Source organism: Actinomycetospora cinnamomea (assembly GCF_003096675.1).
GTDB lineage: Bacteria > Actinomycetota > Actinomycetes > Mycobacteriales > Pseudonocardiaceae > Actinomycetospora > Actinomycetospora cinnamomea.
In genome coordinates this window covers 305,059-327,245 of the sequence record NZ_QEKW01000004.1, presented here as the reverse complement: position 1 = coordinate 327,245, position 22,187 = coordinate 305,059, and the positions used below count along the sequence as shown (strand labels likewise).

Below are 22,187 nucleotides of genomic sequence, written 5' to 3'. Positions count from 1 at the left end.
GGCGGGAAACGGCGCGCCCGCAGCGTGGGGGGCATGGCCGGATCCCCGACCACCACCCACTGCCCGTACTGCTCCCTGCAGTGCGGCATGACCCTCACGCCACGCGAGCAGGGCGCGGGGACGGTGCTCGAGGTGACGGGCGCGCGCTTCCCCACCAACCGCGGGGGGCTGTGCGAGAAGGGCCGGTCGGCGGCCGAGCTGCTCGGGCACCCCGACCGGCTCACGACGCCCCTGGTCCGCGACGTCCGCGACGAGCCGTTCCGGGCCGCGACCTGGGACGAGGCCCTCCGGCGGATCGCCGACGGCCTCACCGTCGCGCAGGAGCGCCACGGCCCGGACGCCGCGGGCCTGTTCGGCGGCGGCGGGATGACCAACGAGAAGGCCTACCAGGCCGGCAAGTTCGTCCGGGTCGCGCTGCGCAGCGCCTCGGTCGACTACAACGGCCGCTTCTGCATGTCGTCGGCCGCGGCGGCCGCGACGAAGGCGTTCGGGGTGGACCGCGGCATGCCGTTCCCGCTGTCCGACATCGCCCGCGCCGACACCGTGCTGCTCGTCGGCTCCAACCCCGCCGACGTGATGCCGCCCGCGATGCGGTGGTTCGCCGCGGGTCGGGAGCGCGGGGCGACCCATCTCGTCGTCGACCCCCGCCACACCGCCACCGCGGCCGCCGCCGACGTGCACCTCCAGCCCGTGCCCGGCACCGACCTCGCGCTCGCGAACGGGCTGCTGCACCTCGCGGTGAAGCACCGCCTGGTCGACACCGCCTACGTCGCCGGGCGCACCACCGGCTGGCCCGCGGTGAAGCGCGCGCTGCGCCAGTACTGGCCCGACCGCGTCGAGCGCATCACGGGCGTCCCGGTCGCGGTGATGGAGCGCGCGGTCCGGCTGCTCGCCGAGTCCCGGGCGACGATGATCCTGTCGGGCCGGGGCGCCGAGCAGCACGCGAAGGGCTCGGACACCGCGCTGGCCTGGATCAACCTCGCGCTCGCCCTCGGCCTGCCCGGCCGCCCGTACTCGGGCTGGGCGACGATGACCGGCCAGGGCAACGGGCAGGGCGGGCGCGAGCACGGGCAGAAGGCCGACCAGCTGCCCGGCTACCGGATGCTCGCCGACCCCGCGGCGCGCGCCCACGTCGCGGGCGTCTGGGGCGTCGACCCCGACGAGCTCCCGCAGCCCGGCGTCTCGGCCTACGAGATGCTCGACGGCCTCGGCACCGACGGCGGCGTGCGCGCGCTGCTGGTCATGGCCTCGAACGTCGCCGTCTCCGCCCCGCGCGCCGCCCACGTGCGCGAGCGCCTGCGCAGCCTCGACTTCCTCGCCGTGTCCGACCTCTTCCTCTCCGAGACCGCCGAGCTCGCCGACGTCGTCCTGCCCACCACGCAGTGGGCCGAGGAGGACGGCACGATGACCAACCTCGAGGGCCGCGTCCTGCGCCGCCGACGCGTCACGGACGCCCCGGAGGGCGTGCGCAGCGACCTCGCCGTCCTCGCCGACCTGGCCCGGCGTCTCGGGCGCGGCGAGCCCTTCGACGACGACCCGCGCGCCGTGTTCGACGAGCTGCGCCGCGCCAGCGCGGGCGGGAAGGCCGACTACGCGGGCATCACCTGGGAGCGGATCGAGGCCGAGCAGGGGGTGTTCTGGCCGTGCCGCTCGGAGGACGACGCGGGCACCCCGCGGCTGTTCCGCGACGCCTTCCCGACGCCCGACGGGCGCGCCCGCTTCCACGTCGTGCACCACCGCGACGCCGCCGAGACGCCCGACGACGAGTACCCGTACCGCCTGACCACCGGCCGCAGCCGCGCGCACTACCAGTCCGGCACCCAGACCCGGCGGACCAAGGCGCTACTGGACGCCGAGCCGGAGCCCGCCGTCGACATCCACCCCGACCTCGCCGCCCGCCTCGGCGTGGCCGAGGGCGGCGACCTCGAGCTGCGCACCCGCCGCGCCCGCGCCCGGATGCGCGCCCGGCTCACCACGACGATCCGGCCGGACACGGTCTTCGCGCCGTTCCACTGGTCGGGCGAGCAGACGATCAACGACCTCACGAACCCCGCGCTGGACCCGGCCTCCCGCATGCCGGAGTTCAAGGTCTGCGCGGTCGCACTGGAAGCCGCCCGCACCGCCGACCCCCCGTCGCTCCGCTCGCCCGAACGAGAGGACCCCTCCGGATGATGACCACGCCACGGTTCCTGCAGGGCGCGTTCGCCTTCGACGGGAAGGGGCTGGACAAGCCGGCCCTGCTGCACCCGACGCTGACCTACACCGTCCCCGAGGGCGTCACGGGGCAGGTGCTCTACGTGCGCGCGGGCAACTCCTCCGGCGAGCTCGCGACGGTCGTCCTCGTGTTCGACGGCGCGCCCGCGCGGTGGCTGCCGGTCGGGGCGAAGGCCGACATGCACGTGTCGTTGCGCGTGGTCGAGGATCTCCTCGCCGGCACCTCCGTCGAGGTGCACTACACGGCCCCGGCCGGGACCAGCGGCACGCTCGTCGTCGACTGCGGTCTGGTGGAGGTCTGATGCGCCGCCTGGTGGTCGTCGGCAACGGCATGTCCGGCGCCCGCGCGCTCGAGGAGATCCTCGCGCGCGGCGGCGATGAGCAGTTCGCCATCACCGTCTTCGGCGACGAGCCCTACGGCAACTACAACCGCATCCTGCTCTCGGAGGTGCTCGCGAACGCCGCCGACGAGGCGGTGGACGACGACGACGCGGACGACCTCTACCTCAACCCGCTGGACTGGTACGACGAGAACGGGATCACGCTGCACGCCGGCGTCCGCATCGTGCGCATCGACCGGCACGCGAAGGTCGTCCTCGGCGACGACGGCTCGGTGACGCCGTACGACGTGCTCGTGCTCGCCACCGGGAGCCGCTCGTTCTTCCCGCCCATGGAGGGCATGTGGGCGTCGAACACCGAGCTGACGCGCGGGGTGTTCGGGTTCCGGTCGCTGGACGACGCGACGAACATGCTCCGTCACGTCCAGGGCCGGCACTCCGCGGTGGTCATCGGCGGCGGGCTGCTCGGTCTCGAGGCGGCCGCCGGGCTGCAAGCGCACGGGGTCGCCGTGCACGTCGTGCACCCGACCGAGGTGCTGATGAACCAGCAGCTCGAGGCCGAGGCGTCGAAGGTGCTGCGCAGCAAGCTCGAGCAGATGGGCATGCACCTCCACCTCGGGGTGAAGACCAACGAGATCCTGACATCGGACGGCAGCGTCTCGGGCGTCCGCTTCACCGACGGCTCCGAGCTGGCGTGCGACATGGTCGTGGTCACCGCCGGCATCCGGCCCAACATCGGGCTCGCGATGGTGTCGGGGCTGGAGACCCAGCGCGCGATCGTCGTGGACGACACGATGCGCTCGGTCGACGACGACGCGATCTTCGCCGTCGGCGAGTGCGCCCAGCACCGCGGCGAGGTCTACGGTGTCGTCGGTCCGCTGTGGGAGCAGGCCGCCGTGCTCGCGGACGTGGTGACGGGTGCGGACCCGCACGCGGAGTACCACGGCTCGCGGCTGGCGACGAAGCTCAAGGTCGCGGGCGTCGACGTCGCGCAGATGGGCGTCAAGGCCCCGGAGCGCGAGTCCGACGAGTTCGTGCAGTTCTCCGAGACCGGGCGCGGGGTCTACCAGACGGTCGTCATCCGGGACGGGACGCTGATCGGCGCGACGCTGGTCGGGGACGTCAGCAAGGTGGCGGCGCTGACCCAGGCCTTCGACAGCCGCTCCGCGCTGCCCGAGGAGCGCGTCAGGCTGCTGTTCGACCTCGGTGCGGCCGGCGACGCCTCCGCCGCCGCGGACCTGCCCGACGACACCCAGATCTGCCACTGCAACGGCGTCTCGAAGGGCGACCTCGTCGCGTGCGTGGAGCACGGCGCGGAGTCCGTGTCGGCCTGCATGACGCAGACGCGCGCGAGCAAGGGGTGCGGATCGTGCAAGGGCCTGGTCAAGGAGGTCGTCGAGGCCGCGCTCGGCGGGGCCGGCGCCGAGGACCCGGCCGACTCCTACTACGTGCCGGGCATCCCGCTGGACAAGCCGACCCTGATGCGCGAGATCCGCGAACGGGGGCTGCGGAGCGTCTCGGCGGTGTTCGCCGCGCTCGCGCCCGACGGGAACGAGCACGTCGGCTCGAAGATGGGCCTGACGGCGCTGCTGCGGATGATGTGGCCGGACGAGTTCGTCGACGAGCGCGACGGGCGCTTCATCAACGACCGCGTGCACGCCAACATCCAGCGCGACGGCACGTTCTCCGTCGTCCCGCGGATGTCCGGCGGGGTCACCGACGCCGCGCAGCTGCGCCGCATCGCCGACGTCGCCGAGAAGCACGACATCCCGATGATCAAGTTGACGGGCGGGCAGCGCATCGACCTGCTCGGGGTGCCGAAGGAGAAGCTCCAGGAGGTCTGGCGGGACCTCGACATGCCCTCGGGCTGGGCCTACGGCAAGAGCTTCCGCACCGTGAAGACCTGCGTCGGCACCGACTTCTGCCGCTTCGGGCTGGGCGACTCCACGCGGCTCGGGATCGACCTGGAGGAGCGCTACAAAGGCATCGAGGGGCCGGCGAAGATGAAGCTCGCCGTGTCGGGCTGCCCACGCAACTGCGCCGAGTCGATGGTGAAGGACGTCGGTCTCGTCGCCGTGGAAGGGCGGCCCGGGGGATCGACACAGTGGCAGATCTACGTCGGTGGTGCCGCCGGCGCGACGGTCCGGAAGGGCGATGTCCTGGCGACGGTCGACACGCACGCCGACGCGTTGCGCCTCACCGGACGGTTCCTGCAGTACTACCGCGAGAACGCCAACTGGCTGGAGCGCACGTACGACTTCGTGCCGCGGATGGGCCTCGACCACATCATCGGCGTCGTCGTCGACGACACCGAGGGCATCGCCGCCGAGCTCGACGCGCGGATGCAGGAGTCGGTCGACCGCTACGCCGATCCCTGGGCCACCGACCAGGTCGACCGGACGCCCGGGCAGTTCCACGACGCGCTGCCGCTGGTCCCGCTGCCGCAGGTGCCGGTCCGGGGCGCGGCGCGATGAGCACCGAGACGGGGCGCGTCGTCGAGGCGCGGCTGGGGCCGGTGGAGCAGATCCCCCTCGGCGAGGGCCGGGCGTTCCTCGTCGGCGACGAGCCGGTGGCCGTGTTCCGGCCCCGGTCGGGCGGGCTGCACGCGCTGCGGGCGATCTGCCCGCACCGCGGCGGCCCGCTGGCCGACGGCCTCACCGACGGCGAGGTGGTGGTGTGCCCGCTGCACCAGCACCAGTTCTCGCTGACCGACGGCTCGTGCGCCACGGGTGCACCCGACGCGACGGCCTACTCCGCGCGCGAGGAGGACGGCGAGCTGGTCGTGCGTTTGCGCTAGCGCGCTCGTGCGTGCTCGTCCGTGCTGGGGCACGGACAAGCACGCACGAGCCCGGAGGGCAAAGATGGCGCCCATGCTGACGGTGGCCCGCTACCTGGACGAGGTCGTCCTCCACACCACGGCGTTCGCCGACGCCGTGCACTCCTCCGGGCAGGACGCGGTGGTGGCGACCTGTCCGGAGTGGACCGTTCGCGACCTCGCCGAGCACCTCGGCGCCGTGCACCGGTGGTGCGCCGCGACCGTCTCCCGGCCGGGCGAGAAGCTGGTGCGGCGCGGGGTCACCGACCCGCCGATGCCCGAGGCCGACGACGAGGTGTCGACCTGGCTGCTCGAGGGCGCCGCGGTCCTGACGAAGGCCGTCCGCGACGCCGGCGACGACACCCTGGTCGGTGGCTTCGGCGGCCTGGTGCCGGTGTCGTTCTGGGCGCGCCGCCAGTGCCACGAGACGCTCGTGCACCGCGCCGACGCCGAGCTCGGCGCCGGGCGCCCGGTGCTGGCCGACGTCGACCCGATCATCGCGGCCGACGCCGTCGACGAGCACCTGGAGATGGTGGTGCGCAGCGCCAAGAGGCGCCCCGACCTGGGCGCCGACGGCGCGACCCTGCACCTGCACGCGACCGATGAGGGCCTCGACGGCACGGGCGAGTGGGTCGTGACCCTCGAGCCCGAGGGCCCGCGGGTCGAGCACGCGCACCGCAAGAGCGACGCCGCCGTCCGGGGTCCGGCGCGGTCCCTGCTCACCGTCCTCACCAACCGCGAGGGCCCCGAGGACGCCGGTGTCGACGTCCTCGGGGCCGTGGAGCTGCTCGATCGGTGGCGCCGCCACGGCGCCGTGTAGGTCGGGCGTGCAGGTCAGCGCGGGTCGGTCAGAGCCGGCCGGTGAAGACGGCGTGGTCGTGGGAGAAGGACGGGACCACGTCGACCTGCGCCTCGCCGGTGTCGGCGGTGGTGGAGAAGGCGACCTCGTAGGTCAGGCTGCGGCCGGGCTGGAGCTGGTTCTGCGGGGGCAGCCCCGACCGATCGTCGAGGATCTGGGAGGCCGGGGCACCGCCGGTGGTCATCATGACCCGCAGCAGCGTCGGGTCGAACGCGGCGCCGGTGTCGTTCGTGACGCGGACGGTGACGCTGTACGCGTACGGGTTGGTGTGGCCGGCGGCGTAGCTCCCCGGGTCGTAGGAGGTCGGCGCGTCGACCGTGACGGCCAGCCCGTCGGCGTAGGTGAAGGTCCGGCCGAAGGCGACGACCGAGCTCGCGGGGGCCGAGCTCGCGGGGGCCGAGCCGGCGGCCGGCGCCGACCCCGCGGCCGGAGTGGTCGCGCCGATGGCCGAGAGATCCTCGCCGAGCTGGTCCACCGCGGTGGCCACGATGACCAGCCCGGTGATGCCGAGCGCGATCGCGAGGACGCAGGCGACCACGCCGGTGACCGCCGTCCTCGTGTTGGTGGCGACGCGGCGACGGGCGCGCTGGACGCCGACGAGGCCCAGCACCAGGCCGACGACGCCCAGCAGGATCGCGCCCAGCCCGAACAGCGGGATGAGGCCGATCACCAGGCCGCACAGCCCGAGCACCAGGCCGGCGATGCCGAGCCCGTTGCGCGGGCCCACCGGGCCCACCGGGGCGACCGGGCCCACCGGGGCGAGCGGGGCGACCGGGCCCACCGGGACGGGCACCCCCGGAACCCTCGGCCCCACCGGCGCGGCCCCCGTCGGGGCCGGCGGCACCGGGCCCGACGGGGGCCGCGCGGCGTCGAGCGCGGCCCGCGGGATCGGCACCGTCAGCGCCCCGTCGGCCGGCGACGGTGCCACGGTGTCGGCGGGCGCGGAGCGGCGCATCCGCACGATCCGCGGCGTGACCGCCACCGGGCCGGAGGGGTGCGGCTCGCGGCCGAAGCCCTGGGCTCCGGCGGGAGCCCGGTGGCGCGGCGGCTGGACAGCGGTCATGACGGTGATCCCCCGACGAGATGTGTGGTGTCCGCCGTGCGGCGGACCTGCCGCTCATGTCGTCGGGCTACGTGGACCGTTAGCAGCCGTCACCGGAACGAGTGACGCCGTGCCGTTCAGAGCGTGAGCACGAGCTTGCCGAACGTCGAGCCCTTCTCGAGCTCGCGGTGGGCGGACGCGGCGTCCTCGAGCGGGAAGGTGCCGGCGACGCGCACGGTCAGCACGTCCTCGTCGACGAGCCGCGCGAGACCGGTGAGCGCGACGCCGTCGGGCTCGACGAGGAAGTCGGTCACCCGCTTGCCCTCGGCCTCGGCCTGCTCGGCCAGGCCCTCGGGGACGCCGGACGGGACGCAGACCAGCAGGCCGCCGCGACGCATCACCGCGAGCGAGGACGGTCCGTTGACCTCGGTCAGGTCGACGGCGACGTCGATGTCCCGGGTGGCCTCGGCCACCTCCTCGGTGTGGTGGTCGATCGCCTCGTCGAGGCCGAGCGCGACGAGGTCGGCGTGCTTGCCGGCCGAGGCGGTGCCGACGACGTGCGCGCCGCGGGTCCTCGCGATCTGCACCGCGAGGTGCCCGACGCCCCCGCCGGCGGCGTGGATCAGCACCCGCTGGTCGCGCTGGACGTCGGCGGCGTCGACGAGGATCTGCCAGGCGGTCAGCCCGGCGAGCGGGAGGGCCGCGGCGGTCACGTCGTCCACCCCGTCGGGGACGTGCGCGAAGTGCCGCGACGGCGCGGTGACGTACTCGGCGTAGGCACCGGCCTGGCGCGGGAACCAGGGCATCCCGAACACGCGGTCACCGACCGCGAAGCGCGTCACGCCCATCCCGACCGCGTCGACGACGCCGGCCACGTCCCAGCCGACCGTGAACGGCGGGGCGGTCATGTCCCCGCCGGCTGAGCCGAGCCCGGCCCCGCCCGCGCGCACCTTGGTGTCGACGGGGTTGACGCCCGCCGCCGTCACCCGCACCCGGATCTCGGTGGGGATCGGCTCGGGCACGGGCGCGTCCTCGAGGTGCAGGACCTCGGGACCGCCGGGGGTGTCCTGGGTGATCCTGCGCATGGTGGTGGGCATGTCCCCCGGCGTGCCCCGCGATCATCGTGCGCACACCCTGAGCAGGCGGAAAGTGGCGGCGGCCCCGTCGGTAAACTCGACGTCATGGTGCAGTCCCACCCCGGTACGCGCGTGCCCGAGAAGCCGACCCTCGACGGCCTCGAGGACCGGTGGGCGCGGGTATGGGAGGACGAGGGCACCTACGCGTTCGACCGGTCGGCCACACGCGAGCAGGTGTTCTCCGTCGACACCCCGCCGCCGACGGTGTCGGGGTCGCTGCACGTCGGGCACGTGTTCAGCTACACGCACACCGACATCATCGCCCGCTTCCAGCGCATGCGGGGCAAGCACGTCTTCTACCCGATGGGCTGGGACGACAACGGCCTGCCGACCGAGCGGCGCGTCCAGAACTACTACGGGGTGCGGTGCGAGCCGAGCCTCCCGTACGACCCGGCGTTCACCCCGCCGGAGAAGCCCGGCAAGCAGCAGCTCGCGATCTCGCGGAGGAACTTCGTCGAGCTCTGCGAGGTGCTGACCGCCGAGGACGAGAAGGCGTTCGAGGCGCTGTGGCGGCGCAACGGGCTGTCGGTCGACTGGTCGCACGGCTACCAGACCATCGACGCGCGCGCCCGCGCCATCAGCCAGCGCGCGTTCCTGCGCAACGTCGAGCGCGGCCAGGCCTACGTCTCGATGGCGCCGACGCTGTGGGACGTCACGTTCCGCACCGCGGTCGCCCAGGCCGAGCTCGAGGACCGCGAGCACACCGGCGCGTGGCACCGGATCGCCTATCACGGCGGCGATGGCGACGTGTTCATCGAGACCACGCGCCCCGAACTGATCCCGGCCTGCGTCGCGCTGATCGCGCACCCCGACGACGAGCGCTACCAGGCGCTGTTCGGCACGACGGTGCGCTCGCCGCTGTTCGACGTCGAGGTCCCGGTGCTCGCGCACCCGGCAGCCGAGTCCGACCGCGGCGCCGGCATCGCCATGTGCTGCACCTTCGGCGACCTCACCGACGTGGCGTGGTGGCGCGAGCTCGACCTGCCCAACCGCACGGTGATCAACCGTGACGGCCGCCTGGTGCGCGAGACCCCCGAGTGGATCACCTCCGAGCAGGGCCGCCGGCGCTACGAGGAGCTCGCCGGCGCGACGGTGCACACCGCCAAGGAGCGGATCGTCGCGATGCTCACCGAGACCGGCGAGCTCGTCGGCGACGTCCGCCCGGTGACGCGTCCGGTCAAGTTCTACGAGAAGGGCGACAAGCCGCTCGAGATCGTCTCCAGCCGCCAGTGGTACATCCGCAACGGCGGGCGCGACACGCCCGACCACGACTCGGGGACCCGCGCCGAGATGATCGCACGCGGCCGGGAGCTGGCCTGGCACCCGGAGTTCATGCGCCACCGCTACGAGGACTGGGTGCGCGGCCTCAACGGCGACTGGCTGGTCAGCCGCCAGCGGTTCTTCGGTGTCCCGGTGCCGGTGTGGTACCGCCTCGACGCCGACGGCGAGGTCCTGGCCGACCAGGTCCTCACCCCGACCGACGACGCGCTGCCCGTCGACCCCTCCACCGACGTCCCGCCCGGCTTCACCGCCGAGCAGCGTGACGTCCCCGGCGGGTTCACCGGCGACCGCGACATCCTCGACACCTGGGCGACCTCGTCGCTCACCCCGCAGATCGCGGGGCAGTGGAGCATCGACGACGACCTGTTCTCCCGGGTCTTCCCGATGGACCTGCGGCCCCAGGGCCACGACATCATCCGCACCTGGCTGTTCTCGACGGTGCTGCGCAGCCACCTCGAGCACGACAGCCTGCCGTGGACCCACGCGGCGCTGTCCGGCTGGATCCTCGACCCGGACCGCAAGAAGATGTCGAAGTCCAAGGGCAACGTCGTCACGCCGATGGACCTGCTCGTCGAGTTCGGCTCCGACGCCGTGCGGTACTGGGCCGCCGGCGGGCGCCCCGGTGTCGACACCGCGTTCGACCGTGGGCAGATGAAGGTCGGTCGGCGGCTCGCGATGAAGCTGCTCAACGCCTCGAAGTTCATCCTCGGGGTCGGCGTGCCCGCGGGCGTCCCGTCGACCGAGGCCGTGTCGACGCCGCTGGACCGCGCGCTGCTGGCCCGGCTCGCCGAGGTCGTGCACAAGGCCACCGAGGCGCTGGAGGACTACGACTACGCGGTCGCGCTCGAGGTCACCGAGCAGTTCTTCTGGTTCTTCTGCGACGACTACCTCGAGCTGGTGAAGTCCCGCGCCTACGGCGAGTTCGACGAGGCCGGCCGCGACTCGGCGCGGGCGACGCTGGCGGTGGCCCTGCGCGTGCTGCAGCGGCTCTTCGCGCCGGTGCTGCCGTTCGTCGCCGAGGAGGTGTGGTCGTGGTGGCAGGAGGGCTCGGTGCACCGGGCCGCCTGGCCCGAGCCGGTCGAGGCCGCCACCGGTGTCGAGGTCGACCCGCAGGTGCTCTCGGTCGCCTCCGACGTCATCGGCGGCATCCGGCGTGCCAAGTCGGAGCAGAAGCTCTCGATCCGCACGGAGGTCGAGACGCTCTCGGTGCAGGCCGCGCCGGCCGCGCTCGAGGCGCTGCGCGAGGCACTCGCGGACGTGCGGGCCGCGGGCCGGGTGCGCGACGTCGAGCTGGTCGCCTCGCCCGACGGCGAGCTCGTCACGACGGTCGGCGCGCCGACCGCCTGAGCCGCTGACCGGGATGGACGACCTGCTGGCCTGGGTCGGCGACCCGGACGCGGGCTGGAGCGTCGGGACGTTCGGTGCCCTGGCCGAGTTCCTGCGCGACGCCGACGAGCCGGCCGAGGTGGTGCACGCTGCGGGGCGCGCGTCCGTCGTCACCCCACGGGGCGGTCTCGAGGTGCGGGTGAGCGACGACGTCCTGCCCGTCGCGTGGGAGCGGAGGACCGGCGACAGCTGGAGCCAGGCCCTCGCGCTGTGCCTGCTGCTGCCCTCGGGCGGGCGGTCCGTGGTCACCGAGCTCGGCCCCGACACCGGGGCGCTGCGCGAGGAGGACCGCGAGGCCGTGCTGGTCGACCTCGGGGTCGGGGCGCCCCACCTCGAGGCGTGCGTGCGCACGCGCGACGCCGCGCTGCTGGCGACGCTGCGGGCGGTCGAGGGGCGCCCGCTGGCCGAGGCCGGGGCGGTGGCGTCGGCGCTGGTCGAGGCCGGGCCGCACCGGGTGTTCCGCACGGCCGTGGCGCGCCTCGAGGTGTACACGCCGATCCCGCCGCCGGACGGCGCGAGCCCCGACGGCCCGCACACCCACCTGCTGCCGCGGCTGCTCGCCCACGGCCGCACCCACGCGGCGACCGACCCGATCCCGCCGGGTCACGTCCCCGTCGCGACGCTGCACCTACCCCACCCGACGCGGACGGTCGAGGGGCGGCGCACCGCTCCCCGACCGGAGCGTCATCGCCGGGCCCAGGACGTGCTGGCGCGCTGGGGCGACCCGGCCGCGGTGGCGGAGAAGGCGGCGGTGACCGAGGCGCTGGCGACCTCGACGGTCCCGCCGCCCTGGGTGCTGGCACGGGAACACCGCGCGACGGTGGAGCTGGCGCTGCGGCAGTGCGAGGAGCTGGAACCCGACCATCCCCACCTCGAGGGGTGGCGGAGTCGGGTGCCACGGGACCGGGCGGCGGGTGCCGGGGACGACGGGCAGCCCCTCACCCACGACCCGACGCAGTGAGCACGACGGAGGTGCGGGATCAGTCCTGGAGCTCGGACTGCGGCGTGATCGCGAAGCGGAACTCGTCGCCGTCACCGCGCTCGGCGTCCGGGACGCGCTCGACGTCGAGCACCTTGTCGTCGAGGGCCGAGGCGGCCTGGGGCTCGAGGAAGATCACCGCGCCACCGCCCTCGAGCACGGTGTCGTCCGCCGCGGGCGTGGGGGCCACGGAGAGCTCGAGACCCTCCTCGGCCATGTTGGGGGTGGCCGCGATGCGCAGACCCGACCCCTCGGGCATCTCGTTGGACTCGAGGATGGTCGAGATGGCTTCGGCCGCCGTCTCCGTCAGTGCCAGCATGCCTCGTTACCATACGGGTCACGGATAGGTCACGCACGTGGATGCGCGTGCCGTCACGCGACGGAAATCCCCAGCTCAGCCCGAGACCGCTGCCCGATCACGGAGGGGAACGAGCCGATGGCCCTCCCGGTGAGCCCGGATCCCACCGATCGGCGCGCTGCGGTGGTCCGATTGCTCACCGCGTCACCGGAAGGGCTCAGTGACGCGGCGCTGGCCCGGGCGCTCGGGGGGCCGGAGGCCGGCGTGCGGCCGCAGACCGTCAACCACCTGTGCCGGCGGATGGCCGCCGCCGGCGAACTCGAGCGCGTCGGCACCCGCCCGATCCTCAACCGCCTCCCCGCCCGGCCGGGCCGTCGCCGCCGCCGGACCAAGGGCGCGGCCGTCGAGGCGGTGCCGTCGGTTCCCGAGCCGGATGCCGGAACACCCGCCGCGGCCGGGCCGGTCCCCGCGGAGCCGGCCGTCGCCGCACCCGAGCCGGACACTCCCGTCGCTGAGGCATCCGCCGCGCCGACGCCACCCTCCGCCGAGCCGTCGTCGCCGAGTCCCCGCACGACGCTGCGGCTGCCGAAGCATCCGCCGAAGGCGATCGCCACCGCGCCGCGACGGCAGGAGGGCCCCACGTGCGGGCCGCCCCCGTACGACGCGCTGCAGGCGTGGTCGCGGGTCGTCAACGTCCAGGCGCTGGTGGCGAGCTGGCTGGTGCGACGGGGCGCCACGTTGCGCTCGGCGAGCCTCGACGAGGGTCCCGCGCGGGACCTCGTCGCGTCGCTCGACGGTGACGACGTCCACGTCGAGGTCACGGGCTGGCCCGCCGACGGGGCGCGCACGCACCCGACGACGATCGCGGGCGACTGGTTCTCCGCGGCGGAGCAGGCGGCGGCCGAGCGCCGGCGGGCGCACCCGCGGGCGCGGATCGTCATCGCCCTGCCCGACACCCGCCGCTACCGCAGCCTCACCGAGCAGCGGTCGGCCTCGCTGGCGGGGGCGCGGGCCGAGGTGTGGTTCGTCGACGCGGCGGGGGCCGTGCACGCGAGGTGAGGGTGGCCTGCCGGTTGGTCCCCGGCAGGCCGGGGTAGGACCGGGTCGCCACCACGCGAACGAGAGGCCCGCATGTCCGCCGACATCACCGAGATGATCCTCGACGACCACGACTGGTTCCGTCGTCAGTTCCTGCGCCTGGCCGACCTGCGCGAGCAGCCCGAGGAGGCCGCGAAGGTCTGGGACGCGCTGGCGGTCCAGCTCGAGATCCACGCCTCCGCCGAGGAGCAGCACTTCTACCCGTCGATGGCCCGCCGCGCCGACGACGAGGACGCGTCGGCCACCGAGGACGCCGTCGGCGACCACGACGAGATCCGCGAGGGCACCGACAAGGCGCGCAACGCCGAGGTCGGCAGCCAGGAGTGGTGGGACGCCATCGACGAGACCGACCAGGCGAACAACCACCACATGGCCGAGGAGGAGCGGGACGACCTCGCGCCGTTCCGCAAGGTCACGTCGCTCGCGTTCCGTCAGGAGCTCGGCGCGAAGTTCGAGCAGTTCAAGGTCGAGCACGCCGAGGGCTGCGGCCTGTCCTTCGAGGAGAAGGACGCCGAGCAGTACGTGCAGGCCGTCACGTCCTGACCCTGCTCCGCGCTGCGGGCCGCCGTCGAGCTCGCGGCGCCGGGACCACGTCTCCCCCGCGGGGCGTCGCCGGCGGGGTGGACGCGGGCGCCGGGAACGGCAGCACGGTCCGCGGGATGCCGTCGGTGGGCGTCGGGTCGTCGAGGTCGTCGGCCGGGCGCGGCAGGACGAGGGCCGCCGCCCCGGCCAGCGAGCTCTCGTTCTCGGGCGCCCGGACCACGGTGGCGCGCGGAGCGAGGTGCTCGACGATCGCGGTGGGCCGGTCGGCGACGACGACCATCGGGAGGTGCGGGGCCTCCTGGCCGAGGGCCTCGACGACGACGTCGTGCAGCGCGTGGTCGGCGAGCTGCGTGAACTCGTCGCGGTCCAGGTAGACCTCGGTCTCCCCGGCCGAGACCACCAGCTCCTCGTCGTCCGCGCGGCACAGGAGGCGGCGGGCCTCGCGCAGCTCGCGGTCGAGGTGGGCGGCGTCGCGCCGGGCGGCCGCGTCGACCCGACCGCGCAGGGCGTCCGCGAGCTCCGGCGCCACGACCGCGAGCTTGGCGCGCACGACCCCGCCCAGCAGGGTGTCCAGCCGCCCGCCGAGGTCCAGGGCGCCACCCTGCGCGATGGCCACGCCGTCGTCGGCCGTGCACACCGACCACGCGACGAGGTCGTCCCCGCGGGCGTCGACGACGAGCGCGCGCGTCCCCGCGACCCACCCCGTGAGCTGCGCCCCCGCCCACGCCACGGCGTCGGGCAGCCACGACGGCTCGGGCAGGCCGGCGAGGCCGACCGCCTCGGTGAGGGTCGCGAAGCGCTCGACGTCGAGGTCACCGGGCACGACCATGACGACGTGGTCGGGGTGGCCGCCCTCGGCGCACGCCAGCGCGGCGAACGACCGGCCCAGCTCCCCGGCGTCGCCGTCGACCAGCTCGACGTCGACCGGGCGGTGGTCCTGCTCGTCGACCCGGACGGCCGCGAGGCTGCCGGGGACCGCCTCCAGCGCCAGTGTCCACCGGTCCACGTCGTCCCCCTCGCGTCGCGCTGTGGTCCGAGCAGGTGCGCTCGTACTCGCCTGTTCGGCCTACAGTCGCGTTGCGTTAGCCGATCCCGGGATCGTCATCCACGAGTGACACCGCACGGTAGACCGTTCGGCGACCCACGGAACGCACCGAGTGTGCGCGCATGGTGATCGACGAGGTCCGTGGATCACCATCCGAGCACGCTCGGCGTCCATGGTCGGTCGTCGACGACCCCGTGCCCTACGCTCGCGCTCCCCGCCCCGGGAGGTCCCGTGATCGCCTCGTGATCGCCCCGTGATCGCCTCTGCCGCGCGCGCCCGGGCGCACCCCGACCTCGCGCCGCTCTGGCGGGGCCTCGTCGTCTACCGCGTGGTGGCGCTCGCCGCGGCGGTGGTCAACCTCGTCCGGGCGTTCGACGCCTGGGCGCGCCCGGCGCTCGGCGTCGCGGTCCTCGTCGGCATGGCGGTGTGGACGGCGGTGTCCTCGTGGCGCTACCTGCGCACCGGCGACCCGGCGACGGCCGTCGTCGACCTCGGGCTCACCGCACTCGCGACGGCGTCGACGCTGCTGGTGGAGACCCCGGAGCGGGTCGCCGCGGGCGGGGCGGTGATCACGACCGTGTGGTCGGCGGGGCCGGTGCTCGCGCTGGCCGTCGCCCTCGGGTGGCGCGGCGGCCTCGCGGGCGCCGTGGTCACCCTCGGGGTGCTGTTCGGGGTGCGCCGCACGGTCGACGGCGCCCTGCTCTTCGACGCGCAGCTGCTGCTGGTGGCGGGCCTCGCGGTCGGCCTCGCCGCCGACACCATGCGTCGCTCCACCGAACGGCTGCGCGCCGCGGCGGCCCGAGAGGCGGCGACGGCCGAGCGCGAACGGCTCGCGCGCGACATCCACGACGGCGTGCTCCAGGTGCTCGCGCTCGTCCGGCGCCGCGGCGACGAGCTCCCGGCCCCGGAGCTCGCGCGCCTGGCCGGCGAGCAGGAGGTGGCGCTGCGCCGGCTGATCACCTCGTCGCCGGCGCCGCGCGAGGACGGCACCGTCGACCTCGCCGCCCGCCTCGGGGGTGCGCTGCCGGCCCGGGCGTCGCTGGCGGTGCCGGCCGGACCGGTGCTGCTGCCCGCGGCCGACGCCGACGAGCTGGCCGCGGTGGTGCGCGAGGCCGCGGCCAACGCCGCGACGCACGCCGGGGCCGACGCGGGCCTGTGGGTGCTCGTCGAGGACGACGACACGGGCGTCACCGTGAGCGTGCGCGACGACGGCATCGGGATCCCCGAGGGCCGGCTCGAGGAGGCCGCCGCGCAGGGCCACCTCGGCGTCGCCGGCTCGATCCGGGGTCGCGTCGCCGCGCTCGGCGGCACCCTGGCACTGCACACCGCGCCGGGCGAGGGGACGGAGTGGGAGATCCACGTGCCGCGGAGGGAGGTTTGATGGTCCGCGTCATGGTCGTCGACGACCACCCGATCTGGCGCGAGGGCGTCGCCCGCGACCTCGCCGAGCGGGGCGTCGACGTCGTCGCCACCGCCCCCGACGGGGCCGCCGCCGTGCGGATCGCGCCGGCGACGCGCCCGGACGTCGTGCTCATGGACCTGCAGCTGCCGCAGCTCTCGGGGGCGGAGGCGACGGCACGCATCCGGGCGGCGCTGCCCGACACCCGGGTGCTCGTGCTCTCGGCGAGCGCCGAGCACGGCGACGTCCTCGGCGCCGTGCGGGCCGGGGCGTCGGGCTACCTGGTGAAGTCGGCCGGGCTCGACGAGCTGGTCGACGCCGTCACGCGGACCGCCGCCGGACAGGCCGTGTTCTCCCCGGGCCTGGCCGGGCTGGTGCTCGGCGAGTACCGGCGGCTGGAGGGCGTCGGGCCCGACGAGCCGCGCCTGACCCCGCGGGAGACCGAGGTGCTGCGCCTCGTGGCGAAGGGCCTGACGGCGCGGGCGATCGCGTCGCGCCTGACGCTGTCGCACCGCACCGTGGAGAACCACGTCCAGAACTCCCTGCGCAAGCTCCAGCTGGCCAACCGCGTGGAGCTCACCCGCTACGCCATCGAGCAGGGTCTCGACACCGATGACTGACATGTCCTGGTTGACATGTCGCTGCGGACAGGTGGACGCTGGCGTCGTGGAGCAGGAGACGTCGACCACCGTCGAGGCCGACGAGCCGCAGCGCCCCGGGCTGCGCCAGTTCTCGGGGCTGCTCTGGGACGTCGGCGTGCCGCTCGTCGGCTACTACGCGCTGCACCTGCTCGGCGCGTCCGACTGGGTCGCGCTGCTCGTCGCGACGCTCGCGGCGGGCCTGCGGCTGGTGTGGGTGGCGGTGCGGGCGCGCGAGGTCACGTGGTTCGCCGCGGTGATGCTCGCGGTGTTCGGGCTCGGGCTCGCGCTGGCGTTCGTCGGTGGCGACCCCCGGTTCCTGCTGGTCAAGGACTCGTTCGGCACGGCCCTGGTCGGCCTCGTCTTCCTCGCGAGCCTGTTCTCCCGCAAGCCGCTGACGCTCTCGGCGTTCCAGACGTGGCAGCCGCGCCAGGCCCGGGAGATGGAGGAGTACTACCGGACGATCCCGCCGGTACGGCACACGTTCCGGCTCAGCGCGGTGGTGTGGGGCGTCGGGCTGCTGCTCGAGGCCACCCTGCGCATCCCGTTGATCTACCTGCTGCCGATCGACGTCATGGTCGGGGTCTCGACGGCGATGATGGTGACGGTGATCGTCGGGCTGTCGATCTGGAACGGCTGGTACGGCGCGCGCACCGGCGCCAGGGCGCGCGCGTGGGCCGAGGAGCACCACGCAAACGCCTGATCAGCTCGGGACGGTCGCCGCCAGCCGCTCCAGGCTCCAGAGGGCCCAGCCGTGCACGGCCTCGTACTGGCGCACGCCGTACTCGCCGGCCAGCCGACCGAACGGCACCGGCTCGTGCGGGTCGTGCTCGGCGTCGAGCTCGTCCATCAGCGGCCGCAGGCGCTGGAGCTCGCGGGCGCAGTGCTCGGCGATGCCCTCGAGCAGGCGGCGCGCGTCGTCGGGCTCGAGCGACTGGACGAGGAACATGCGCAGCACGGTCTCGTCGCGCACCGTCGTCTGCTCGGGCCAGTGCAGCATCCAGCGGCGCAGCTCCGTGCGCCCGTCGTCGGTGAGGGCGTAGGTCTTGCGCCCCCGCGGGCCGGTCTCGTCGACCACCACCAGACCCGCGTCGGCCATCTTGTTCAGCTCGGGATAGATCCGGCTGTGCCCGGCCTGCCACGCGTAGCGTCCGAGGCTGCCGTCGAAGGTGCGCGTGAGGTCGTACCCGCTGGCCGGCCCCTGCGCGAGCAGACCCAGCAGGGCGTGGCGCAGCGACATGCGACGACGCTACCAGTCCGGGTTGACATGTCCATCGTGACAGGTTGACGCTGGCGGGATGACGAGCAGCCCCACCGAGATCGGCCGGCGTCCCGAGCTGGGCGGGCGCTTCGCGCCGGTGCCCGACGAGATCGACGCCGTCGACCTGCCCGTCGAGGGCACGCTGCCGCCCGAGCTCACGGGCCGCTACCTGCGCAACGGCCCGAACCGGCTGCCCGGCGAGGAGCCGGGCCACCTGTTCACCGCCCACGGGATGCTGCACGGCGTGCGGCTGCGCGAGGGGCGCGCGGAGTGGTACCGGAACCGCTGGGTGCGCACCCGCGCGCTCGAGGGCCACCCGTTCCTGTCCGAGGCGGGCGTCGACCTCACGGCCGTGCCCGCCAACACCCACGTGATCGAGCACGCGGGACGGCTGCTCGCGCTGGTGGAGAACGGGCTGCCGTACGAGGTGGACCGCGCGCTGGGCACGGTCGGTCCCTGCGACTTCGGCGGGCGGCTCACGACGGCGATGACCGCGCACCCCAAGACCGACCCGGACACCGGCGACCTGCACTTCTTCGGCTACTCACCGTTCCCGCCGCACCTGACCTACCACCGGCTCTCCGCCGACGGCACGGAGCTGACCAGCCGGGAGGTCGCGGTCGCGGGGCCGACGATGATGCACGACTTCGCGGTCACCGCCGAGCACGTCGTCTGGCTCGACCTGCCGATGACGTTCCAGTGGGAGCGGATGGCCACCGGCATGCCGTTCGGGTGGGACGAGGCCTACGGCGCGCGGCTGGGCGTGATGCGCCAGGACGACCCAGCGTGCGCGGTGACGTGGTTCGACGTCGACCCCTGCTACGTGTTCCACGTCGGCGGCGCGTCCACCGACGCCGAGGGCCGCGTGGTGGTCGACGGCGCGCGCTACGCGCCGGCGGACGTGGGGGTGATGTGGGGCGGGCCGGTCCCGGGCGACCCGGCCGCGGCCGCCGCGGCCACCGGCGCCGCGCGGATGCACCGCTGGGTGCTCGACCCGCGGGACGGTTCGGTGTGCGAGACCACGCTGGAGGACCGGGGCGTCGAGTTCCCGACGCTCGACGAGTCGCGGGTCGGGCGGGCGTCGCGGTGGCGCTACGCGATCGCCGACCGGGGCGCGCGCGGCGAGCGGGCGGGCGCGGTGGTCAAGGTCGACGCCGACGGCACGCTGACCAGCCACGAGCTGGGCCCGGACGTCACGGCGGGCGAGGCGGTGTTCGTGCCGTCCTCGCCGTCGGGCACGGTGTCCGACCGGGCCGAGGACGACGGCTGGCTGCTGACGATCACGACGACCCGCGACGGCCGCGCCTCGCGACTGCTGGTGCTCGACGCGACCGACGTCGCCGGCGCCCCCGTCGCCGCCGTGACCCTCCCCCGCGGCGTCCCCGCGGGCTTCCACGGTTCCTGGCTGCCCGACCCACGTGCGTGATCTTCTGAGCTATAGCTCAGAAGATCACGCACGTCAGTTGAGGTGGGCGCGCCAGCGGCGGGCGTGGCGGCGCAGGGCGTCGGCGTCGCGGGGCGCCTCGGCCCAGGTGTCGAGGAGGTCGGCCGCCTCGCGGAAGGCCGCGCGCCGGCCCCAGACCTCGGCGAGCTCGGCGACCTCGGTCGCCGACACCCCGGGCAGGCCCAGGCGCATGCGCAGCACCCAGCCCAGCTCGGCGAGGTCGCCGCGCGAGCGGTGAATGCCGCGCAGGTTGGTCAGCATGCGCACGAGCACCGCCTCGGTCCCGATCGGCGCGAGCAGCGCGTCGTCGAACGCCACCTCGCGGCCCAGGCCCGTGGCCTCCCGGAAGCGCCGGACGCACTGGTCGCGGTCGAGCAGCTCGCCGGTGAACGGGTCGAGGTGCAGCGCCGAGCCCACGGGGTGGACGAGGAAGTGGCCCGGCATCCCGACCGGCTCCAGCGCGACGTCGGCGCGCCGCCCGACCTCCAGGCACACGACCGCCAGCGTGATCGGGATGCCCGTGCGCCGGGCGAGCACCTCGGTCAGCGAGGAGTTGCGCGGGTCGTAGTAGTCCTCGCGGTCGCCGTGGAAGCCCTCCTCGACGTAGAGGCGCCGCACGAGCGCGTCGAGGCCGTCCACGCCGACCGCGAGCCGGTCGATCTCGGCCCGCGCCGTGGTGACGTCGGCGGACGGGTCGGCCGCGCGAGCGATCTCCAGCGCGGCGTCGAGCAGGTCCGGCTCGCCCGCGTCCACCAGCGCGCGGAACCGGTCCACGGCGCCGTCGACGGCTGCCCGCCGGCCCGTGTCGTCGTCCACGGCGCGCAGTGTGCCCTGCCCGGCGCGCCGCCGCCGGACGCGCTCACGCCGGTGACGCCACCGCGCCGGTGTCGCGGGACCACGTGAGCCGCCCGTGCTCGAAGTCCTGCTGGCGCCCGTTCGGCACGTCGTACTCCGCACTCCTGGGGTAGCCGAGCGCCGAGGTCTCGGCCCCGGCGGCGCGCCAGTGTGCCGCGATCGCGCCGGTCACCGGCCACGCCCCGGTACGCGGCGACCAGACGACGGTGCCGTGCTCGAAGTCGGTGCTGCGCCCGGTGCCGTCGGCGGTCGGCGACTCGACGCGGACGGGCTCGCCGAGGGCCGCCCGGGCCGCGGACCAGGCCGTGCGCACGTCGGTCGCCGTCTGGTCGATCAGCTGCTGCACCTCGGCCCGCAGGGGCTCGAGCTGCGCGTACCCCGCGTCGCCGGGGCAGGAGGTGTTGCCGACGTCGCGGTGGGCGAACAGCGCGGGCACGGTGGTCGTCTGACCCTTGGGGTACCGGGAGGTCCCGCCCCCGGCGGAGGTGAGCTCGACCTCCTGCCGCGGATCGCGGTAGAGACCGCCGAGCTTCCACGCCGCGAGCGCCGCCACCGAGTCCATCGCGGCCGGCGTCGGGGGTGTCGACGAGGTGTTGCCCATCACCGCGATGCCGAAGGTCTCGCGGTTGAAGCCGCCGGCGTGTGCCGCGACGACGGCGCGGTCGAGGCCGCCGGCGCGCCCCTCGTAGATCGTGCCGTACCTGTCGACCAGCGCGTTGTAGCCGATGTCCCCCCACTCCTGGGTGCGGGCGTGGTAGGCGTAGATCGCGCGGACGATCTTGGGCGAGTCGGCCGGCGAGTAGTCGTTGGACTCGCTGGTGTGGTGGATCGTGACGGCCTTGACCGTCGGCGTGGTCTCCGGCGGCCAGCTCATCATCGACTCGTCGGCACCCCACTGCGCCCGGGTGACGTACGTCGGCGCCGCGGGGCCGCGCGCCGAACCCATCGCGCCGATCGCCTCGTCGTTGCTGCCGAGCCCGGGGTCGATCCGCACCACCTGCACCTGGTCGGTGACCGGCTGCCCGGCGCGCATCGCGCGCACCTCGACCGCGGTGCGGTCGCCGACCCAAATGGGGTCGGTCCCGCCCCGCTGCGGGCCCGCGCCGGGGACGGGGTCGTCGCGCTGGCTGCCGACCGGGTCGAGGTCGGTCCAGGCGCCCCAGGTTCCGGCGGCGTCGGTGGAGCGCAGCGCGACCGAGTCGGGTGCCGGGCCGGTCCACGTGACGGCGACGAGGCGCAGGGGCTCGGGGCTGTGCGCCCGCCGCGCGCCGAAGGCGTCGCGGGCGCCGGGCGCGTAGGTCACCGGCGCGATGCCGGTGGCGACGGGCGCAGCGGGCGGCAGGGCGGCCGGCGGCAGGACGGCGTGCGCCGGGTCGGGCCGGCTGACGGCGTTCCCGGGCGGGGCCGGGTCGGCCGGTGCCGCGGGCGGCGTCGCGGCGGCCGGACCCGGGGGCAGCACCAGGACGGTCGCCGCCACCAGGGCCGCGACGCCGACCGACCGCGCTCGCGCCCTCCTGCGGGGACGCCCCGTCGGACCCCGGGACCCGGCCATCGCG

At 74.8% G+C, this 22,187-nt stretch carries 20 protein-coding genes; 13 read left to right on the top strand and 7 right to left on the bottom strand.

Annotated features, from left to right (window positions below; translation table 11 throughout):
- Nucleotides 1-33: 33 nt before the first annotated feature.
- From C8D89_RS10730 to C8D89_RS10710, 5 genes are all read left to right on the top strand, one after another.
- Complete coding sequence (locus C8D89_RS10730) at nucleotides 34-2,172, top strand: molybdopterin oxidoreductase family protein (RefSeq protein ID WP_116708096.1); 2,139 nt, start codon at nucleotides 34-36, stop codon at nucleotides 2,170-2,172.
- On the top strand, nucleotides 2,172-2,516 hold the full coding sequence (locus tag C8D89_RS29720) for a molybdopterin oxidoreductase (protein WP_243418002.1): 345 nt from the start codon (nucleotides 2,172-2,174) through the stop codon (nucleotides 2,514-2,516). Before C8D89_RS10730 ends, C8D89_RS29720 begins: the two co-directional genes overlap by 1 nt.
- Entirely contained in the window at nucleotides 2,516-5,026 is a 2,511-nt protein-coding gene (gene nirB / locus C8D89_RS10720) for a nitrite reductase large subunit NirB (protein ID WP_116708094.1), read from the top strand. The genes C8D89_RS29720 and nirB overlap by 1 nt, the downstream gene beginning before the upstream one ends.
- The gene (locus C8D89_RS10715; RefSeq protein ID WP_116708093.1) at nucleotides 5,023-5,349 is read left to right on the top strand and encodes a Rieske (2Fe-2S) protein; all 327 of its coding nucleotides are present in this window, start codon (nucleotides 5,023-5,025) and stop codon (nucleotides 5,347-5,349) included. The genes nirB and C8D89_RS10715 overlap by 4 nt, the downstream gene beginning before the upstream one ends.
- A 64-nt stretch (nucleotides 5,350-5,413) precedes the next feature.
- Complete coding sequence (locus tag C8D89_RS10710) at nucleotides 5,414-6,187, top strand: maleylpyruvate isomerase family mycothiol-dependent enzyme (protein WP_116708092.1); 774 nt, start codon at nucleotides 5,414-5,416, stop codon at nucleotides 6,185-6,187.
- A gap of 28 nt (nucleotides 6,188-6,215) precedes the next feature.
- Here the strand turns inward: C8D89_RS10710 and C8D89_RS10705 are convergent, their stop codons facing one another.
- Both C8D89_RS10705 and C8D89_RS10695 read right to left on the bottom strand, forming a co-directional pair.
- On the bottom strand, nucleotides 6,216-7,289 hold the full coding sequence (locus tag C8D89_RS10705; protein ID WP_165825641.1) for a hypothetical protein: 1,074 nt from the start codon (nucleotides 7,287-7,289) through the stop codon (nucleotides 6,216-6,218).
- A gap of 116 nt (nucleotides 7,290-7,405) precedes the next feature.
- Nucleotides 7,406-8,365 (bottom strand): NADP-dependent oxidoreductase, encoded by a 960-nt coding sequence (locus C8D89_RS10695; protein ID WP_341477317.1) that lies wholly within the window; start codon nucleotides 8,363-8,365, stop codon nucleotides 7,406-7,408.
- An 84-nt stretch (nucleotides 8,366-8,449) separates the two neighbouring features.
- Here C8D89_RS10695 and valS point away from each other — a divergent pair, with 84 nt between their 5' ends.
- Both valS and C8D89_RS10685 read left to right on the top strand, forming a co-directional pair.
- Nucleotides 8,450-11,032, top strand: a complete 2,583-nt coding sequence (valS, locus tag C8D89_RS10690; RefSeq protein WP_116708089.1) for a valine--tRNA ligase — start codon at nucleotides 8,450-8,452, stop codon at nucleotides 11,030-11,032.
- A gap of 13 nt (nucleotides 11,033-11,045) precedes the next feature.
- Nucleotides 11,046-12,032, top strand: a complete 987-nt coding sequence (locus C8D89_RS10685) for a DUF6925 family protein (protein WP_116708088.1) — start codon at nucleotides 11,046-11,048, stop codon at nucleotides 12,030-12,032.
- A 19-nt stretch (nucleotides 12,033-12,051) separates the two neighbouring features.
- On the opposite strand, the gene C8D89_RS10680 is transcribed toward C8D89_RS10685, so the two are convergent.
- On the bottom strand, nucleotides 12,052-12,369 hold the full coding sequence (locus C8D89_RS10680; protein ID WP_116708087.1) for an adhesin: 318 nt from the start codon (nucleotides 12,367-12,369) through the stop codon (nucleotides 12,052-12,054).
- 117 nt (nucleotides 12,370-12,486) lie between these two features.
- Between C8D89_RS10680 and C8D89_RS29140 the strand changes: the two genes are divergently transcribed.
- Both C8D89_RS29140 and C8D89_RS10670 read left to right on the top strand, forming a co-directional pair.
- Nucleotides 12,487-13,407, top strand: coding sequence for a hypothetical protein (locus C8D89_RS29140; RefSeq protein WP_165825640.1), 921 nt, complete (start codon nucleotides 12,487-12,489; stop codon nucleotides 13,405-13,407).
- Between the two features lie 72 nt (nucleotides 13,408-13,479).
- Complete coding sequence (locus C8D89_RS10670; RefSeq protein ID WP_116708085.1) at nucleotides 13,480-13,989, top strand: hemerythrin domain-containing protein; 510 nt, start codon at nucleotides 13,480-13,482, stop codon at nucleotides 13,987-13,989.
- Here the strand turns inward: C8D89_RS10670 and C8D89_RS10665 are convergent.
- On the bottom strand, nucleotides 13,979-14,995 hold the full coding sequence (locus C8D89_RS10665) for a hypothetical protein (protein ID WP_116708084.1): 1,017 nt from the start codon (nucleotides 14,993-14,995) through the stop codon (nucleotides 13,979-13,981). The genes C8D89_RS10670 and C8D89_RS10665 overlap by 11 nt on opposite strands.
- Nucleotides 14,996-15,287: 292 nt before the next feature.
- Between C8D89_RS10665 and macS the strand changes: the two genes are divergently transcribed.
- The 3 genes from macS to C8D89_RS10650 are packed head-to-tail and all read left to right on the top strand — an operon-like array spanning nucleotide 15,288 to nucleotide 17,774.
- Entirely contained in the window at nucleotides 15,288-16,415 is a 1,128-nt protein-coding gene (gene macS, locus C8D89_RS10660; RefSeq protein WP_243418001.1) for a MacS family sensor histidine kinase, read from the top strand.
- Entirely contained in the window at nucleotides 16,415-17,053 is a 639-nt protein-coding gene (locus C8D89_RS10655; protein WP_116708083.1) for a response regulator, read from the top strand. The genes macS and C8D89_RS10655 overlap by 1 nt, the downstream gene beginning before the upstream one ends.
- A 46-nt stretch (nucleotides 17,054-17,099) precedes the next feature.
- Entirely contained in the window at nucleotides 17,100-17,774 is a 675-nt protein-coding gene (locus C8D89_RS10650; protein ID WP_116708082.1) for a VC0807 family protein, read from the top strand.
- Here the strand turns inward: C8D89_RS10650 and C8D89_RS10645 are convergent, their stop codons facing one another.
- Complete coding sequence (locus C8D89_RS10645; RefSeq protein ID WP_116708081.1) at nucleotides 17,775-18,311, bottom strand: PadR family transcriptional regulator; 537 nt, start codon at nucleotides 18,309-18,311, stop codon at nucleotides 17,775-17,777. It lies immediately after the preceding gene.
- Between the two features lie 58 nt (nucleotides 18,312-18,369).
- On the opposite strand from C8D89_RS10645, the gene C8D89_RS10640 reads away from it, so the two are divergent.
- Nucleotides 18,370-19,758, top strand: a complete 1,389-nt coding sequence (locus C8D89_RS10640) for a carotenoid oxygenase family protein (protein ID WP_116708080.1) — start codon at nucleotides 18,370-18,372, stop codon at nucleotides 19,756-19,758.
- 33 nt (nucleotides 19,759-19,791) lie between these two features.
- On the opposite strand, the gene C8D89_RS10635 is transcribed toward C8D89_RS10640, so the two are convergent.
- Complete coding sequence (locus C8D89_RS10635; RefSeq protein WP_116708079.1) at nucleotides 19,792-20,592, bottom strand: SirB1 family protein; 801 nt, start codon at nucleotides 20,590-20,592, stop codon at nucleotides 19,792-19,794.
- Nucleotides 20,593-20,635: 43 nt separating this feature from the next.
- Nucleotides 20,636-22,183, bottom strand: a complete 1,548-nt coding sequence (locus tag C8D89_RS10630) for an N-acetylmuramoyl-L-alanine amidase (RefSeq protein ID WP_165825639.1) — start codon at nucleotides 22,181-22,183, stop codon at nucleotides 20,636-20,638.
- Nucleotides 22,184-22,187 lie beyond the last annotated feature (4 nt).